The organism is Amycolatopsis sp. NPDC114505, assembly GCF_055633615.1.
Genome location: NZ_JBVKDV010000001.1, coordinates 1,765,026 through 1,782,071, shown reverse-complemented (window position 1 = coordinate 1,782,071; position 17,046 = coordinate 1,765,026). Strand labels below are relative to the sequence as shown.

At 68.7% G+C, this 17,046-nt stretch carries 18 protein-coding genes; 8 read left to right on the top strand and 10 right to left on the bottom strand.

The window, feature by feature from the left end:
• Positions 1-5: 5 nt before the first annotated feature.
• Complete coding sequence (locus ACZ7OU_RS08975) at positions 6-1,805, top strand: carbamoyltransferase family protein (protein WP_470254705.1); 1,800 nt, start codon at positions 6-8, stop codon at positions 1,803-1,805.
• Positions 1,802-2,494, top strand: coding sequence for a hypothetical protein (locus ACZ7OU_RS08970; RefSeq protein ID WP_470254704.1), 693 nt, complete (start codon positions 1,802-1,804; stop codon positions 2,492-2,494). The genes ACZ7OU_RS08975 and ACZ7OU_RS08970 overlap by 4 nt, the downstream gene beginning before the upstream one ends.
• On the opposite strand, the gene ACZ7OU_RS08965 is transcribed toward ACZ7OU_RS08970, so the two are convergent.
• Entirely contained in the window at positions 2,460-3,086 is a 627-nt protein-coding gene (locus ACZ7OU_RS08965) for a TIGR03085 family metal-binding protein (protein ID WP_470254703.1), read from the bottom strand. The two genes, ACZ7OU_RS08970 and ACZ7OU_RS08965, sit on opposite strands and share 35 nt — an antisense overlap.
• Before the next feature lie 73 nt (positions 3,087-3,159).
• On the opposite strand from ACZ7OU_RS08965, the gene ACZ7OU_RS08960 reads away from it, so the two are divergent.
• The 5 genes from ACZ7OU_RS08960 (at position 3,160) to ACZ7OU_RS08940 (ending at position 7,702) form a co-directional block, all read left to right on the top strand.
• Entirely contained in the window at positions 3,160-4,221 is a 1,062-nt protein-coding gene (locus ACZ7OU_RS08960; RefSeq protein ID WP_470254702.1) for an NADH:flavin oxidoreductase/NADH oxidase, read from the top strand.
• 228 nt (positions 4,222-4,449) lie between these two features.
• The gene (locus ACZ7OU_RS08955) at positions 4,450-5,127 is read left to right on the top strand and encodes an HIT family protein (protein WP_470254701.1); all 678 of its coding nucleotides are present in this window, start codon (positions 4,450-4,452) and stop codon (positions 5,125-5,127) included.
• 40 nt (positions 5,128-5,167) lie between these two features.
• Positions 5,168-6,238, top strand: coding sequence for a thiamine-phosphate kinase (thiL, locus tag ACZ7OU_RS08950; RefSeq protein WP_470254700.1), 1,071 nt, complete (start codon positions 5,168-5,170; stop codon positions 6,236-6,238).
• 36 nt (positions 6,239-6,274) lie between these two features.
• Complete coding sequence (locus ACZ7OU_RS08945) at positions 6,275-7,030, top strand: hypothetical protein (RefSeq protein WP_470254699.1); 756 nt, start codon at positions 6,275-6,277, stop codon at positions 7,028-7,030.
• Positions 7,031-7,063: 33 nt separating this feature from the next.
• The gene (locus tag ACZ7OU_RS08940) at positions 7,064-7,702 is read left to right on the top strand and encodes a class I SAM-dependent methyltransferase (RefSeq protein WP_470254698.1); all 639 of its coding nucleotides are present in this window, start codon (positions 7,064-7,066) and stop codon (positions 7,700-7,702) included.
• Here ACZ7OU_RS08940 and ACZ7OU_RS08935 read toward each other — a convergent pair.
• The 6 genes from ACZ7OU_RS08935 to ACZ7OU_RS08910 form a co-directional block, all read right to left on the bottom strand.
• Positions 7,644-8,087, bottom strand: a complete 444-nt coding sequence (locus tag ACZ7OU_RS08935) for an HIT family protein (RefSeq protein ID WP_470254697.1) — start codon at positions 8,085-8,087, stop codon at positions 7,644-7,646. The genes ACZ7OU_RS08940 and ACZ7OU_RS08935 overlap by 59 nt on opposite strands.
• Before the next feature lie 161 nt (positions 8,088-8,248).
• On the bottom strand, positions 8,249-8,920 hold the full coding sequence (gene cmk / locus ACZ7OU_RS08930; protein WP_470254696.1) for a (d)CMP kinase: 672 nt from the start codon (positions 8,918-8,920) through the stop codon (positions 8,249-8,251).
• A gap of 216 nt (positions 8,921-9,136) precedes the next feature.
• The gene (locus ACZ7OU_RS08925) at positions 9,137-10,525 is read right to left on the bottom strand and encodes a glutamate decarboxylase (RefSeq protein ID WP_470254695.1); all 1,389 of its coding nucleotides are present in this window, start codon (positions 10,523-10,525) and stop codon (positions 9,137-9,139) included.
• 73 nt (positions 10,526-10,598) lie between these two features.
• Complete coding sequence (locus ACZ7OU_RS08920) at positions 10,599-11,075, bottom strand: Dps family protein (RefSeq protein WP_470254694.1); 477 nt, start codon at positions 11,073-11,075, stop codon at positions 10,599-10,601.
• A 34-nt stretch (positions 11,076-11,109) separates the two neighbouring features.
• Positions 11,110-11,532, bottom strand: a complete 423-nt coding sequence (locus ACZ7OU_RS08915; protein ID WP_257917998.1) for an organic hydroperoxide resistance protein — start codon at positions 11,530-11,532, stop codon at positions 11,110-11,112.
• Positions 11,533-11,666: 134 nt separating this feature from the next.
• Positions 11,667-12,239, bottom strand: coding sequence for an NADPH-dependent FMN reductase (locus tag ACZ7OU_RS08910; RefSeq protein WP_470240616.1), 573 nt, complete (start codon positions 12,237-12,239; stop codon positions 11,667-11,669).
• Between the two features lie 127 nt (positions 12,240-12,366).
• On the opposite strand from ACZ7OU_RS08910, the gene ACZ7OU_RS08905 reads away from it, so the two are divergent.
• Positions 12,367-13,419 (top strand): alpha/beta hydrolase, encoded by a 1,053-nt coding sequence (locus ACZ7OU_RS08905; protein WP_470254693.1) that lies wholly within the window; start codon positions 12,367-12,369, stop codon positions 13,417-13,419.
• An 87-nt stretch (positions 13,420-13,506) separates the two neighbouring features.
• Here the strand turns inward: ACZ7OU_RS08905 and ACZ7OU_RS08900 are convergent, their stop codons facing one another.
• From ACZ7OU_RS08900 to ACZ7OU_RS08890, 3 genes are all read right to left on the bottom strand, one after another.
• A complete protein-coding gene (locus tag ACZ7OU_RS08900) occupies positions 13,507-14,037 on the bottom strand; it encodes a hypothetical protein (RefSeq protein WP_470240614.1) in 531 nt (176 codons plus the stop codon).
• Positions 14,038-14,859: 822 nt separating this feature from the next.
• Positions 14,860-15,459 carry an acyl-CoA-like ligand-binding transcription factor gene (locus tag ACZ7OU_RS08895; RefSeq protein WP_470240613.1) on the bottom strand — a complete coding sequence of 200 codons (600 nt, stop codon included), beginning with the start codon at positions 15,457-15,459 and terminating at the stop codon, positions 14,860-14,862.
• On the bottom strand, positions 15,440-16,966 hold the full coding sequence (locus ACZ7OU_RS08890) for a DHA2 family efflux MFS transporter permease subunit (RefSeq protein ID WP_470254692.1): 1,527 nt from the start codon (positions 16,964-16,966) through the stop codon (positions 15,440-15,442). Before ACZ7OU_RS08890 ends, ACZ7OU_RS08895 begins: the two co-directional genes overlap by 20 nt.
• Between the last annotated feature and the right edge of the window lie 80 nt (positions 16,967-17,046).

Genomic DNA, 17,046 nt, shown 5'->3' with positions numbered 1-17,046 from the left:
CAATCATGTACGTACTGGGCATCAGCCGGGTGCACGACTCGGCGGCGGCACTCGTGCGCGACGGCGAGATCATCGCCTTCGCCGAGGAGGAACGCTTCACGCGCGTGAAGCACGACGGCGGCTTCCCCGCCGAGGCCATCAAGTTCTGCCTGGAGCGCGCCGGGATCACCCTGGCCGACGTCGACCACGTCGCCTACTACTGGCAGCGCTGGAAGGAAGGCATCCACGCGGCCAAGGTGTTCGCGCGCTACTTCCCCGGCACGCTCGACGTCTTCCGCAACGCCAACGGCGACGAGGGCGGCAGGTCCGCGGGCATGGTCGACACCTTCCGGACCGGCGGCGGGAAGGGCCACGACGACTACCACGTCGGCGGCGCGGTCCTCGCGCACGTCAAGCGGTCCTACACGCTGGCGGACGACGTCAAGGCGGCCGTCGGCTGGACCGGGCCGGCGAAGTTCAAGACCCACCTCGTCGACCACCACCGCGCGCACGCGGCCAGCGCGTACTTCATCTCGCCGTGGGACGAGTCGGCCGTGCTCACCTTCGACGGCATCGGTAGCGACGGCACCGCGACCTACCTCGCGCACGGCCGCGGGAACAAGATCGTCGACCTGCGGCGGATCAAGTTCCCGCACTCCCTCGGCGCGATGTACGCGGGCGTCACCGGCTACCTCGGCTTCTACCCGACCCGCGACGAAGGCAAGATCATGGGCCTCGCGCCGCTGGGCGAGGACACCTACGTCGACGCGTTCAAGCAGCTCATCCACCTCGACGACGACGGCGGGTTCGAGCTGGACCTGAGCTGGTTCGGCCACCACCGCACCGGCAAGCACGTGATGGCGAAGAAGTTCACCGACGCTTTCGGCCCGGCGCGGCCGAAGACCCGCGTCACGGCTTCGAACCCCGTTCCCCAGCACTACTGCGACATCGCCTACGCCCTGCAGGTGACGCTCGAAGAGGCGGGCCTGCACCTGGCGCGGTGGCTGCAGCGCGAGACGGGCTCGAAGCGGCTGTGCGTGGCCGGCGGGGTCGCGCTGAACAGCGTCATGAACGGGCGGATCCTGCTGGAGACGCCGTTCGAGGACTTCTTCGCCCAGCCCGCGGCGGCCGACGACGGCTGCGCGCTCGGCGCGGCCCTCGACGTCTCGGTCGCCAAGTACGGCAAGCCGCGCCCGCGCGACGGCTACACCTACACCGGCCCCGACTACACCGAGGCCGAGATGGAGCTGGCGTTGCAGGACGCCGGCGTCGAGTACGAGCGCGTCGACGACATCGCCGCACACACCGCCGCCAAGATCGCCGACGGCAAGATCGTCGGCTGGGTGCAGGGCCGGATGGAGTGCGGCCCGCGGGCGCTGGGCAACCGCTCGCTCGTCGCCGACCCGCGCGATCCGGAGTCCAAGACGCGGATGAACGAAAAGGTGAAGCACCGCGAGGCGTTCCGGCCGTTCGCGCCGTCGTGCCTGGAGGAGCGGGCGGGCGAGTACTTCGTCAGCGACTACCCGTCGCCGGTGATGCTGCTGGTGTTCGACGTCCTGCCGGACAAGCGCGCCGAGGTTCCGGCGATCACGCACGTCGACGGGACCGCGCGCGTGCAGACTGTCAGCCGTACCGACAACCCGCTGTACTACCGGATGATCGGCGAGTTCGAGAAGCTGACCGGGGTGCCGATGGTCGTCAACACCTCGTTCAACGACAACAACGAGCCGATCGTGGCCAGCCCGGCCGACGCGATCGCGTGCTACCTGAAGACCGACGTCGACGCGCTGGCCCTCGGGCCGTTTTGGGTGGAGAAGGAACTGTGACGCTCTTGGAATCGCCCGGCCTGGTCGCCGCCCTGTACCGGCGGCGGCAGTGGCTGTGGCTGGTGGCCGCCGTCCCGGCGGTGGTCACCACGCTGCTGATCATGGTCGTGCTGCCGCCCGACCAGACGCTGGACAACCTCGGCGACTGGGCGTTCAAGCTGTGCCCGTTCGTCTTCGCGGTGCTGACGGTTTCGCTGTTCCCGCGCGGGCGGTTCGGGCCGGCGCTGATCGTGTTCGCGGTGTTCGTCTACATGTCCTATTTGGACACCGAGCTGGTGATGCGGGTGCAGGACTTCGCGCGCTCACCCGACCAGGACTTCCAGCCGGTGTACCAGTTCGAGCTGTTCGTGACGACGTTCATCGTGCTGTTCGCACTGCTGGCCTACCGCCTCGGCGGCGGCCGGACGGCGAACGTGCTGAAGGCCGGGATCGCGTCGATCCTGGTGGTCGTCTCGGGCGTGAACGACCTGACGTTCTGGGCGCTCAACGACGTCTGGGCGGCGGGCACGAAGCCGACCGAGCTGAAGTGGGCGTCGCACATGATCGTGTTCCTCGGCGGGCCGCCGAGCGTGCCGGCCGCGGTCGCGTTCATGGCCGTGCACCTGGTGCTGGCCGCGATCGTCGTCGCGCTGCCGGTGGGGCGCTGGGTGTCAGTCAGAGTCCACGGTTCACGGCCTGGAGCTTCGTGACGGCGGCGGCGTCGCCCTCGAACTCGAGGTGGACGGCGTCGCGGCCGAAGACGAACAGCAGCAGGTCCACCGGCTCGCCGACCACCGTGACCGGGTCTGGCCCGGTCTTCACGGCGGCTTCGCGGCCGTCTTTCGTGCGCAGCGTCACGCCGACCGGCGCCTTGCGCAGGTTGAGCTTCGCGGCGCCCTTGGCCGAGCGCCACGCGGCGGCGTCCCGGGTGGCGTCGGCGGGCCGCGGCTCCCAGCCCGGCTGCGCGCGCCGGACGTCCTCGTGGTGGACGAGGAACTCGGCGGCGTTGGTCAGCTCGTCGAGCGGGCCGATCGCGGTCGGCCAGAACTTCGACGGACCCCGGCGCACCTGCTCGACCAGGCCGTCCCACGGCTTCGCCGCGTAGCGGTCCTGGACCTTCTGCGTGTACCCGGCGAGCGCGGGCACCATGATCCCGGGCGCGGCGTCCGGGCGGTGCTCGCGCACGACGAGGTGCGCGGCGAGATCCCGCGTCGTCCAGCCTTCGCACAGCGTGGGCGCGTCGGGCCCGAGGTCTTCGAAGAGCGAGCTCAACGCCTGGCGTTCGTCAGCAGCGACACCCATGTGGTCGACGTTACTCGTCGGTACCCGCCCTGGCGACGGGAAGAGACGCCGGGCACGTGTCGTTGATCCTCTTGTGAGCCGACTCTTCAGCCCGATCACCGTCCGCGGCCTGACCCTGCCGAACCGCGCGTGGGTGTCGCCGATGTGCCAGTACTCCGCGACCGACGGCGTCCCGGACGACTGGCACCTCGTCCACCTCGGCCAGTTCGCCACCGGCGGCGCCGGGCTCGTCATGACCGAAGCGACCGCCGTCGTGCCCGAAGGGCGGATCAGCCCGCAGGACACCGGCATCTGGAACGACGTCCAGGCCGAGGCGTGGCGGAAGATCGCGGGTTTCGTGCACAAGCAGGGCACGGCGATCGGCATGCAGCTGGGCCACGCCGGCCGCAAGGGCTCGACGCGGCGGCCGTGGGACGGGACGGGCAGCGTCCCCGCGTCGGAAGGCGGCTGGCCGAGCGTCGGCCCTTCCGCGACGGCGTTCGGCGAGTACGCCACCCCGCGCGAGCTGACCACGGACGAGGTGAGTGCACTACCGGAGGCGTTCGCCGCGGCCGCCCGCCGAGCGGTCGACGCCGGGTTCGACCTGCTCGAACTGCACTTCGCGCACGCCTACCTGGTGCACCAGTTCCTCTCACCGCTGTCGAACACCCGCACCGACCGCTACGGCGGCGACTTCGAGGGCCGCACCCGGCTGGCGCTGGAGATCGCCGACGCGGTCCGCGCGACGACCGGCGTCCCCCTGTTCGCCCGGCTGTCGGCGACGGACTGGACGGACGACGGCTGGACCCTCGACGAGTCCGTCCGGCTGGCGAAGCTCCTGGCCGAGCGCGGCATCGACCTGATCGACACGTCCAGCGGCGGCAACACCCCGAACCCGGACATCCCGGTCGGCCCGGGCTACCAGGTCCCGTTCGCCGAGCGCATCCGCACGGAAGCCGGCCTCCCGACCGGCGCGGTCGGCATGATCACGAACCCCCAGCAGGCGGAGGACATCATCGCCGACGGCGAGGCGGACGCGGTGTTCCTGGCCAGGGCCCTGCTGAGGGACCCGCACTGGCCGCTCCGAGCGGCGAACACGCTCGGCGCGGAGGTGCGGTGGCCGGACCAGTACGCCCGCGCCAAGTCCTGGCACTGACGTCCGACCACGGTTACCCGCGAACTGCGGTGGTGAAGCCGAACAACTGTTTCTTCGTCCGCTCCGGTCTCCGAGACCGACCTCAATCAAAGGAAGCTGTGATCCGTGCACGCGCACGGCAACAATCTGTCAACGTTTTGTCCCGTGCCGCCCGTCCGAATGGTGGTTTTATCCGGCGGATCAGCAACGTAATATGCGCCTGGAACCATCCACGAGATGGGGGGCGGCATGATCACCGAAGTAGCGTGCCAGGGAGCTGACCTCTGTCAGGAGCTCTCCGGCTCGACCGATACGTCCTTCAACCGCGTTTACGAGGGCGATCCGCCGAGCCGCCGGATTGTCTCCACCAGCCGGTTCGAAGTACTGGCGGACTTGTCGCCGCTGGTCGTCGGGCACCTACTCGTCCTCCCCAAGCAGCATCACCTCTCGTTCGCCAGGGTGATCGCCGACAACTACACCGAACTGCGGAGCCTGCTGGCCTGGCTCGTTCCTCGTTACGCCGCCACTTTCGCCCCACCGTTGGTGCTCGAACACGGCTCGACCGAGGAGATGGGCCGGCAGGCCTGCATCACCCACGCGCACTGGCACGTTTTCCCGCTCTCCGGAGATGCTGTGGATGACGCCCTCGGAAGCGCGGGACTTCCCTATCTGGATCTGGACGGTCTCCACGAGCTCGGCCGCGAACCCTGGCCCAGCCACTCCTATTACTTCCGCCTGTACCGTGACGGCGCGCGAGTTTATCTACCCGCCGAGACGAATCCGCGCCAGTACCTTCGTTCGGTCGTCGGATCGATACTCAAGATCGAAGACCCGGAATGGGACTATTCGCTCGTCACGAGAAAGGATCATCTACGTCTCACCATGCGGATGACCGCATCGTGGACGGCTTCACGGACCGAACCCTAGACCGAGCTCATCCCCAGGAGCAACGAGACGAGTCGATGCGATGTCCGCGGAAGACCGCTGTTCCGACGAGCCGACCCGGCTCGAGAACACGATCATGGCGATCTTCTCGAGCCAGACACCCAACTACCGGGCACGGACGACGGCACCGTCCAGCCAGGTGCGCCTCACCGCCGGCGCGGACACCCAAGACGACTGCGCGGTCTTCTCGTTCCACGGGAACCAGCAGCTCGTAGTGGGCTCCGACTACGTTCGCGGGCCGAAGTTCCGGCTGTACGAGTACGGACTGTTGACCGAGTACGACCTCGGGTACTACCTCGCCGCCGCGAACATCAGCGACGTGGCAGCCATGGGTGCCCACCCCATCGGGCTGCTCTCGGTGATCAGATATCCGCCTGCCATGACGGATTTCGTCTTCAAGCAGGTCGTGCTGGGGATCCACGACGCCTGCGAGACGTTCGGGGCGCCGAACGTGGGCGGCGACATCGGCGGAGCCGAGCGGCTCATCCTGTCCGCCACCGCTCTGGGGGTCTGCCGCCCCGGAGGAGCCCTCCTGCGCAGTGGCGCGAATGCGGGCGAACTGGTCTGTCTCACCGGTCCGACGGGTACGGCCGGCGCCGCGACCGCGTACTTCCGAGCCCGCGACACCAGCGATGACATCGAAACCCAGCACCGCGACGAACTGCTGGCCAGCTGGGCTCGCCCCCGCGCGCGAACCACCGCCGGTATCACCATGGGTGAAAGCGGCGTCGTCACGAGCTGCCAAGACACGTCCGACGGGCTCAAGGCGACCCTCGAGTGCGTGGCGAGCGCCAGCGGCGTCGGCATCACCGTGTTCGAGGACCAGTTGAGGATTCCCCCGCCGGTCCGAGCGGTGTGCAGGCACCTCCGCCTGGATCCGCTGGAGGTCATCATGGGAGATTCCGTCGATTTCGAGCTGCTCTTCACGGTCCCGCCGGAAGAGCAGGACCCACTAGCGGAGATGTTCGACGAAGCCGGAGCCGAGTTCCACTCGATCGGCGTGACGACGAGCGAGATGGGCGTCCACCTTGAAACCAGATCAGGACAACGCCTTCCCCTGCCGGGGAAATCCTGGCGACACCAGCAGAACTGACTTCGGCTCGGCGGGAGTGACACCTTGACGCGCGGGATGGCGAAACTGGCCGATCGCTCGTTCCTGCTCCTGGGCACCCTGTGCCTCGCCGGAAACGCCTACCACGTCCCGTCCGCCGGCACCTGGTCGTCGATTCTGCAGGGTAAGCCCTACTTGTTGCCGATCTTCCTGCTGATCGTTGGCGTCTTCGGCGCCTTCACCCCGTTCGAGCAGTGGCAATCCCGGTCGGTCTCGGACCAGAACGTGGTGATGCGCCGCAGAATCCTGTCGAGCTTCGGCAAGATTCTCGAAATCGGCGCCGGCATCGACCCGCCACTGGAGACCGGCGATCTGGCGCTGCACGTGTGGCGGAAGCACCGGAGCGTTCGCCATCCCGTTTCCGGCACGCTCAAGCGGGTGGCCACCTACCGGATGGCGACGTCCCCGATGAACCGGTCGTTCGCGCCCGCGAAGGGAGTCGGCGCCGTCGGTATGTGCTGGCAGAGGGACCGGGAAGTGCGGTTCAACGTGGAAGAACTGACCGAGATGATCGGGGCGGAGACCGAGTTCACCAAGTACGTCGAGGAGTTCGGCGCGGAAACCGTGATGAACCTGAGCTGGCGGCAGTTCGAAGACTTCAGGCACCGCACCGCCCTCTTCGCCGTTCCCATCCGGAACGGGCGGAGCAGGTTCATCGGGTGCATCAGCGTGGACGCGAGCCGCGGCTTCGAAATCCTCAACGACCGGATATTGATCGAAGAAATGAGCAATCTCAGCCTAGTGATCGGACAAGACGATTTTCAGTTCGTGTAGCGCGCAGGGTCCATGCACCCGGTAGTCGCCAAGATGCGTGCTGTCTACGACCGAGGAGCGACGGCCTACCTGGCCACGACCGGAGACCTCGACCTGTTCCCGGGACTCGACGAGGAACTGACCCGCTTCGGCGAGAGAACGCCGGCCGGCGGTGTCGTGCTCGACCTCGGATGCGGGGCCGGCCGGGACACCGAGTGGCTCGCCGCGCGAGGGTTCCTCGTCGTGCCGGGCGACCTCAGCCATCAGATGCTCCGGATCAGCGCCCGGCGGGTTCCCGCGATCGACCACATCCAGCTCGATATGACCGCGCTGCCGTTCTCCGACGCCGTGTTCGCCGGCGCCTGGGTTTGCGCGAGCATGATCCACCTCCCGAGCTGCCTGCTACCTGCGGCGATCGAAGACCTCTACCGGGTGCTGCGCCCTGGCGCAGTGGCCGCGATCAGCATGAAGGAGGGACAAGGAGAGGGCTGGCTCGTCGGGAAGAAGCTGGCCGAGGAGCGGTACTACACCCTCGTCGGCAGGCACGAATTCGCCGAACTGATGCGGGACGCCGGTTTCGTGCGGATCGTGGCCACGCCCAGCAGGCGGGGCAACTGGTTCGTCGCCGAGGGGATCAGGAGCCCGTCGGAGAGCTCCACGCGTCCGGATCGCAGTCCGGGAAGATCCGCCTGATACCCCCACGCGGGTCGCTGACGTCCCCGTCGTAGCGCGGAATCAGGTGAACATGCAGGTGGTCGACCGTCCGTCCCGCGGCCCGGCCTTCATTGACGCCGATCGTGTACCCGTTCGGCCGGTACTTTTCTTCCAGCTTCGCCTTCACGTCCGTCATCAAGGTGTACATCTCCCGGATCTCGTCCGGTTCGATCTCGAAGAAGGAGAGGATGTGTCTCTTGGGGACGATCTCCACGTGCCCGTCGGCGGCCGGGAAATTGTCGAACCTCGCGTAGAAGTTCGACGTCTCGCTGAGCACGGTGTTCATGGTCGAATCATCGAAACGGCAGAACAGGCAGCTATGCAATCCCGCGGGCGGAAGATCGATGGCGGCAGCGTGGTTCATTGAACACCTCAGCTTCACTCAATGTCACGGAACTGTTACAATCCGATGGAACGTCCGCTGCTGCCGACCTCCTTCGGATCACCTGGCGCCTGTTCCGATTACGGCCAAGATAGCGCCGGATCAGCGCGCCGCGGTAGGGCCACCTTCGTGGCGAGGAGGATTCAGACCTCGGCCAGGCCCGCCGCTCGACAGTGTTCCGACATCCGATCGAGCACCTCGTCGACCGTCAGATCGGTGGTGTCGATGACTATCGCATCCGATGCGGGTTTGAGCGGGGAGGCCGACCGCGTCATGTCGGCGTGATCCCGGCGCAGGACGTCGTCGAGAACTTGTTTGTACGAAACGGAATTCTCCTGGGCCACCCGGCGAGCCGCGCGCGTCTCGGGCTCGGCAGTCAGATAGAACTTCAACGGTGCGGCCGGAAATACGACCGTGCCGATGTCACGACCCTCCACGATGCTGCGTGAGTTTCCCTTCGCCCAGGCTCGCAGGCAGTTCGTCACTCGCAGCCGCAGCTCGGAAATCTTCGCCACCAGGCTGACCGCCCGCCCCACCTCGGCCGAACGCAGCTCGCCGGTGTCGTAGCGGTCCAGCCCGAGCAACGCGGAGATGTTGTTGCGGATCATCCAGGCACAGAGTTCGATCATGGCCGACGGATCGTCGGGTTTGATGTCGCTACGGAGGGCTTCATAGGCCAACACACGGTAGGCGCGGCCGCTTTCCAGATAGCTGAATCCGAAGCGCTCAGCCAAGCGAAGACTGGTGGTCGTCTTACCCGCCGCCGCGGGACCATCCACGGCGATGACGGTGGCCGTACTTGGTTCGAGCGACACAGTTCAACTCCGACCCACAAGAGACGACGAAGCCGGCTTCGGATCTTGTACCGGCTTCAGGAATTCGAGCAGAGTACCTGACAGGTAATCGCAGGTACGCGGCTCGATGTTTCGCTCAGTGGTGCACAACACACAGTTGACTCAGCGTCCACTTTAATGCCCTCGAACGTGTTTGGACTACACGTTAGAACAATTTTGACAAAAATTCTTTGACGCTCAGTGGTGGAAGGCGGTCGCCTTCGAGGGGTCCTTCGGGCGGCCGCCCTCCTTCTCCAGCTCCGGCAGCGCGCGCTTCAGGTCGGCCAGTAGCAGGTCCGCGAGGTCGTGCGTGAAGCCGTTGCGGACCACGATGCGCAGCACCGCCAGGTCCGTCCGGTTCTCCGGGAACGTGTACGCCGGCACCAGCCAGCCGCGCTCGCGCAGGCGGCGGGACACGTCGAACACGTCGAACCCCGCCTCGGGACGCGTCGTGAACGCGAACACCGGCAACTGGTCCCCGCGGGTCAACAACGAGAAGGGCCCCAGCGCCTCGATCCCGGACGACAGGTGCTGCGCGACGTCACGCGAAGCCTGCTGCACCGCGCGGAATCCTTCCCGGCCGAGCCGCACGAACGTGTAGTACTGCGCCGCGACCTCGGCACCCGGCCGCGAGAAGTTGAGCGCGAACGTCGGCATGTCGCCGCCCAGGTAGTTCACGTTGAACACCAGCTCCGAGGGCAGCGCGGCCTGGTCGCGCCAGACCACCCAGCCGACGCCCGGGTACACCAGCCCGTACTTGTGGCCCGACGTGTTGATCGACGCCACGCGCGGCAGCCGGAAGTCCCACACCAGGTCCGGGTCGAGGAACGGCGCGATCATCGCGCCCGACGCGCCGTCGACGTGCACCGGGATGTCCCAGCCGGTGCGCTCCTGGAGGGCGTCCAGCGCCGCGGCGATCTCCGCGACCGGCTCGTAGCTGCCGTCGAACGTCGAGCCCAGGATCGCGACCACGCCGATCGTGTTCTCGTCACAGCGGGCGACAGCCTCTTCGGGCGAGAGGTGGTACCGGTCGCCGTCCATCGGCACGAGCCGCGGCTCGACCTCCCAGTACTCGCAGAACTTCTCCCAGCAGACCTGGACGTTGACGCCCATCACCAGGTTCGGCTTCCCGGTGCGCCCGAGCTTGGACCAGCGGCGCTTCAACGCCATTCCGGCGAGCATGCAGGCTTCGGACGAACCGGTCGTCGAACAGCCCATGATGTCCGTGGGATCGGGCGCGTGCCACAGGTCGGCGAGGATGTTCACGCAGCGCCGCTCGAGCTCGGCCGTCTGCGGGTACTCGTCCTTGTCGATCATGTTCTTGTCGACGCACTCGGCCATCAGCTCCCGCGCCTGCGGCTCCATCCACGTCGTGACGAACGTGGCGAGGTTGAGCCGCGCGTTGCCGTCGAGCATCAGCTCGTCGCGCACGAGCTGGAGCGCCGTGTCCGGCGGGAGCGGGTCGTCGCGCAGCTTGTCGTGCGGCATGACGAACCTCGCCGCCAGCGCCGGGTTCACCCCGGCGTAGAGCGGGTTCGTCCCGCCGGCGCGGTCCGGGCTGTCGGCTGTCCCCTGATGCAAGACCATGCCACCGAACGTACTGAGCCCGGCAACGCGAAAGGGGCCGTCCCGTCCGGAACGACCCCTTTCGCGCGAAAAATCAAGCCTGCTGGGCCTGCCACATCCAGTGCGCCTCTTCGAGCGCGCGGGTGATCTCGATCAGCAGGTCCTGCGTCACGAGGTCGCTCTTGTCGGTCTCGTCGATGCGGGCGCGCAGCCGCTCGATGAGCGCGGCGAGGATGTCGACGATCGCGGCGACCGTGGACTCCACGGACTGCCAGTTGTCGGGGTACTCGGGCACGCCCGAACTCTCGACGACGGTCTTCGCCTTGCCGTTCGGCGAGACGCCGATGGCGTTGGCGCGCTCGGCGACCTCGTCGACGTACTGCCGCGCGGTGGCGACGAGCTCGTCGAGCTGCAGGTGTGCGCTGCGGAAGTTCGAGCCGACGACGTTCCAGTGCGCCTGCTTGGCGATGAGGGAAAGGTCGACCAGGTCCACCAGCGTCGCCTGCAGGGCGTTGCCGGTGATCTCCTTGTCGGCCTCGGAAAGGTGGCTCTTGATCGGAGACTTGCTCATCTCTGGTGTTCCTTCCTTCATGCTGGAAAAGGGGTCAGACGGTGGCCGAGAGAGCCACCTCGATGTTGCCGCGGGTCGCGTTGGAGTAGGGGCAGACCTGGTGGGCCTGCTCGACCAGCTGGTCGGCCTGGGCCTGCTCGAGGCCCGGCAGCGAGACGTTCAGCGCGACGCCGAGCCCGAAGCCGACGTCCTGCTTGAGCACGCTGACCTCGGCGGTCACCGTGGAGTCGCCCAGCGAAACCTTCGCCTGGCGGGCCACCAGCTGCAGGGCGCTGTGGAAGCAGGCCGAATAGCCGGCGGCGAAGAGCTGCTCGGGGTTGGTCTTGTCCCCGCCAGGGCCGCCCATCTCCTTCGGGATGGCCAGGGACTCGTCGATGACGCCGTCCGACGAGGTCACTTCGCCGTTGCGGCCGTCGCCGCGCGCCGTCGCCACCGCGGTGTAGATCGCCTGACCCATGCTCAGCCTGCCTTCTGTCGCGGACGCTCCACAGTGAGCGTCTCACCGGACACAACATCCCGCACCCGCGGAACAGTGCCCCCACATGGCAGGCATCACGTCGATCGATTACCCGGCGGCCTCCGGGCGAAACGTCATGCGGCGCGCGTCACCGCGAACTCCGCGACCTGGCGGCCGATCAGGCGGAGGGTCCGGACGCTCTTCTCGTCCGACGCGCCGCCACCCTCGTCGAACTTGGTTTCGGCCGAGTTGATCGAACCACCCAGCGGGGTGGCCCAGCCGCGCAGCGCGTGCGTGATCGTGCGCAGCTGCTCGAGCGTCGTCACCGCGGCCTGCCAGCCGTACGCGACGGCGGCCAGGCCGACCGCGCGGCCGTCGAGGTAGGGACGCTGGTCGTCGCGCAGGTCCTCGACGTAGTCCAGGGCGTTCTTGACCAGGCCGGACAGCGCGCCGTGGTAGCCCGGCGACACGACGATGAGCCCGTCCGCCTGGCGCACGGCTTCGATGAGTGTCTTGGCGCGTTCGTCGCGGTCCGGCACGCCGGCGTCGTAGAACGGCAGGATCAGCTCCGGACCGGAGAGCATCCGGATCCGGACCCCGACTTCGGCCGCGCCGGAGAGCGCGATCTGCAGGGCGCGTTCGGACTGGGAGCCCTCACGCAGCGAGCCGCCGATCCCGAGCACGTTGACTGTCCTGGCTGAAGTCACGCTTTCCAGGCTAACCCCTCCACTTAAGTGGATATCCAGACTTTGGGACCGAGGGCCGCGTCACAGCTGGACCTGCTACCTACTGACGAGTAACATCCCGGACGGCACCGACGCTCAGGAGGCAAAGATGGCGATCCCGCTCCCGGTCCGCGTCCAGGCCGCGGCGTCCCAGCTCGCGTTCTGGCTGCCCAGGCCGCTGCGGCGGGCGTTCGCGGGCCGCCCGGTGCGCCTCGACGGCCAGGACCTCGCCCTCGACGCCCAGCTGCTGCTCCGGCTGCAGAAGCTCGCGGGCGCCGAACTGGTGCAGGGCTCGGTGGAGCGGTCGCGCGCCCTGCTCGACGTCGGACGGCACCTGGTCAGCGGCAAGCCGATCGAGCCGGTCTCGGTGCGGGAGATCGCGGTGCCGACGCCGGACGGCGATCTGCCCGCGACGCTCTACACGCCGGTCGGGCTGCCGGAGAAGTCCCCGCTGCTGGTGTTCTTCCACGGCGGCGGCTGGGTGATCGGGACGCGCGCGAGCCACGACAACGCCGTCCGGTTCCTGGCCAAGCACGCCGGGGTGCGGGTGCTGTCGATCGAATACCGGCTCGCGCCGGAGTTCCCGTTCCCGGCGGCCGCCGAGGACGCGCTGGCGGCGTTCGAGTACGCGGTGGCGAAGGCGGGCGACCTCGGCGCCGACCCCGCGCGGATCGCCGTCGGCGGCGACAGCGCGGGCGGCAACCTCGCCGCCGTGACGGCCCAGCAGGCCGTGCGCCGTGGTGGCCCGGTGCCGGCGTTCCAGCTGCTGATCTACCCGGCGACGGACTTCGCGCGGCGCTACCGCTCGCAGGACCTGTTCGCCGAGAACCTGTTCCTGACCGACGTGCACATGAAGTGGTTCGAGAGCCACTACGTGCCGGAGGGCGCGGACCTGACCGACCCGCGGCTCTCCCCGCTGCGCGCGGACGACCTGAGCGGCCTGCCGCCGGCCCTGGTCGTCACGGCGGGCTTCGACCCGCTGCGCGACGAGGGCGAGGCGTACGCGGAGAAGCTGCGTGAGGCGGGCGTCGAGGTGGCGTTGCGCCGGCACGACGACCTGATCCACGGGTTCATCAACTTCACGGGCGTGGGCACCCGGTTCCGCGAGGCGCTGGCCGAGATGGCGGGCGCGCTGCGGCAGGGTCTGTCCAAACGGGACTGAGCTCCCCGGCCGGAACGAACCCGGAGCCCGGCGCGGAGAAATGTCCGCGGCCGGGCTCCGGGCCCCCCTGTTTTCAGTGGTTCCGGCTCAGCCCGCCGGTGCGGGCAGCGGCGGCACCGGCAGCGGCGGCACCGGGAGGCCGCCGAGCAGACCGCCGAGGATGCCGGTGACGGCACCCAGCAGGGCCTTGACCAGGTCGCTGACGATCTTCAGCGGACCGGGCAGGTCCGGCAGCGACGGGATCGGCAGCGGCAACGGCGGCAGCTGGCGGGCCTTGGCCGTCGGGTCGGTCAGGAGCCGGTTGGACTCGTCCGCGCGCCCCTTCGCGAGGCCGGCGAGCTGCTCGGTGTCGGTCTGGACGGTGTAGCGCTTACCGGCGGCGATGTCCGCGAGGACCGGGCTCATCTGTCCCAGGTCGGCCCGCGTGGCACCGACGTTGCCCGCGTAAGCCACCTTGGTCAGGTCGTCACGCATCTGGAGCACCTGTGCGGCGAGGGCCTGGGTGCTGGAGGAACCCTTGCCCCCCTCCGGGCTCGCCGAGGCGATCCCCGCCATTCCGACCGCCAGCAGACTGCTCGCGGCTACGAGGGCGATGGACCGCCCGAACTTGCCTTTCATTTCCTACCTCCTGGCCTCGGGAGACCTGACGGGTTAAAGCGATACTCGCCGTATCGGAGATAAGCCACCCGATCACCGGTTAGAGACGTTTTCTAACCCTTACGTGCCGAATGCGGGAGCGGCGAACTCGACCGCAATTGATTAACGTCGAAACCTTGCCCATCCCCCCGAAGATCATCCTGATCGATTCTCTCCGTTACTGCTGGTAGCGAACGTCCACTGTAGAGCGGTTCGGTCACTCACGCGGGCGTAAACGGTGATCTTTTAGCTTCATCACTCCGTCGGACCGCGTGTCGGGACTGCTCCAGTCGGGGCGTCTCCGATGCCGGTTTCGCCACCCACAAGGTTCTCCCCTGGTCGGGGGCGGAATGCGAAATCTATTCCTAAAACGGGCGGTGGGTGGAGGGGAGAGACCGCTTTCCCGGCGCACCGGGCGGGCTGGCCGGCCGACCGATCGTGGTGGTGCGGGATCGCGGCTTCGGCGCGCCGACCACGGCACCACGGGCGGTGGGTCGGTCGCCGACGGTCAGCCGCGGCAGGGCGGCGCTCGCGAGCCCAGGCGGCCGGCCGTAGTTCCCAGGCGAGGTGAGCCGCAGGGAGGGCGACACTCGCGAGCCCAGCACACCCGGCGAGCCGCGGCGGGGCGGCGCTCACGAGCCCAGGGCGGGCCAGCACACCCGGCGAGGCGGCACTCGCGAGCCCAGGCAGGCCAACGCACCCCGCGAGCCGCGGCGGGAGCGGCACTCGCAGGCAACCGAGCCGGCCACGAACCCCAGTCGGGCCGGCGCACCCGAGCCGAGCCGCCGCGAGCCGAGCCAGGCGTCAGACCGGCAGGCCCGCCTCCAAGTGGACCAGCGCCTTGTCGAGGTCCACCAGATAATCGGCCCCCGGGTCGCTCGCCGCCTGGACGAACACCGACAGCAGGACCCCCACCACCGCGCCCGCCCAGTTGCGGGCCTCGAAGTCGTCCGGGGTGCGGCCCGTGCGTTGGGCCGCCACTCCCGCTATCAGGTCGATGCCCTCGGCGAACTGGTCCATGATCGCGCCGCGCAGCTCGGGCTCGCGGAACACCAGCAGCTGGCGCTCGCGGACGTCCGCCATCTCCTCCTCGGACAGCTGCTCGAGGACGGTGCGCACGGCTCCCCGCATCGCCGCGATCAGGCCGAGCTCGGCCGGCTGGCCGATCGCCGCTTCGATGAACACCGGGTCGATGGGGTCGTAAAGAGCCGTCGCCTCCTTCGTCGCGAAGTACCTGAAGAAGGTGCTGGGCGAGATCTCCGCCGCCGCGGCGATCTGGTCGACCGTCGTCGCGGCGTAGCCCTGCTCCCGGAACAGCCGCAACGCGTGCCGCTGGATCGCGGCCCGCGTCTTGGCCTTCTTCCGTTCCCGCAGCCCCATGGGCTCAGATCGCGACGACGTCATGCTCCGATTCTCGCCGCTGGGTCCCGACGTCCGTCCGCCTGGGCAGGAACAGCACCGCGAGCAGCGAACCGGCCAGGGCGAGCCCGGCGCAGACCCACAGCGTCGCCGCCATCCCGTCGGTGAACGCGACCCGCGCGGAGTCGGCGAGCGCGGGCAGGTGGAGTTTCGCCGCGACGGCGACCGCGCCCGACGCGCTGCCGCGCACCGCGTCGGCAACCGGCGCGGGCAGGCCGTCCACGGCGACGCCGGCCCGGTAAACGCTGTTGAGCACCGTGCCCAGCACCGCGACGCCGATCGTGCCGCCGACCTGGCGCAGCACCTGGATCAGGGCCGAGCCGGCGCCTGAACGCCCCTCGGTGAGCGCGCCCATCGCCATCGTCATCAACGGCGTCAGCGTGCACCCCGTGCCGAAGCCGATCACGAGCTCCCAGCCGACCGTGAAGCCGTAGCCGTCCGACGGCGACGTCGTCGAACCCCAGGCCAGCCCGGCCGCGAGCAGCGCGAACCCGGCGATCACGACCACCCGCACCCCCACCGCGGCGACCAGCTTCTCGGCGATCTTCGACGACACCAGCATCCCGCCGATCAGCGGCAGCAGCCGCACGCCGGTCTCCAGCGCGTCGGCCCCCTGCACCGCCTGGAACAGCTGCGGCAGCACGAACAGCAGGCCCATGAGCGCGAACGACGCCATCGTCGCGAGCACCGCACCCCAGACGAACCGCGGCTCGCGCAACAGCCCGAGGTCGGCCAATGGCGTGGCGGTCCGCGTCTGCAGCCGGCAGAACACCGCGAGCACCGCCACGCCGAGGGCGAGCAGGCCGTACGTCGCCGGGTCGGCCCAGCCGTGCTCGCCGGCGAAGACGAAGCCGTACGTCAGCGCGACCAGCCCGGCCGCCGAGAGCGCGATGCCCGTGAAGTCGATCGCGCCCCGGCCCGACCCGGGCGTCAGCGGCACCAGGAACAGCACCGCGACCAGGCCGACGATGGTCAGCGGGACGTTGATCAGGAACACCGAGCCCCACGCGAAGTGGTCGAGCAGCCAGCCGCCGAGCAGCGGGCCGAGCGGGATGCCGACGAACGTCGCCATCACCCACGTCGTCAGCGCCTTCGCCCGCTCCTCCGGCGGGAACAGGATGTTCAGCAGCGAAAGCGAGAGCGGGATGAGGAACGCGGCGCCGACGCCGAGCACGACGCGGGCCGCGATCAGCTGGCCGGGCGAATCGGCGTACGCGCACCCCAGCGAGGCCAGCCCGAACAGCGCGAGCGCGCCGAGCAGCAGCTTCTTCGGGCCGAACCGGTCGCCCAGCAGGCCGGCCGGCAGCAGCAGCGCGGCCAGCGCCAGCGTGTAGGCGTTGCCGAACCACTGCAGCTGCGTGGTCGTGGCGCCGAGGTCGACGGCGAGCGTCGGCACGGCGACGTTCAACACGGTCAGGTCGAGTCCGACGGTCAGCAGGCTCACCGCGAGCGCGCCGAGCGCCCACCACCTGCGTGGATAGAGCTGAGTCACAGGAACCCCCATTTGGTAGTCACTACCAAATGATAGTAGCTCTCAAAATCTTCCGTCGCCAACCCCTGAGTGACGGGAAA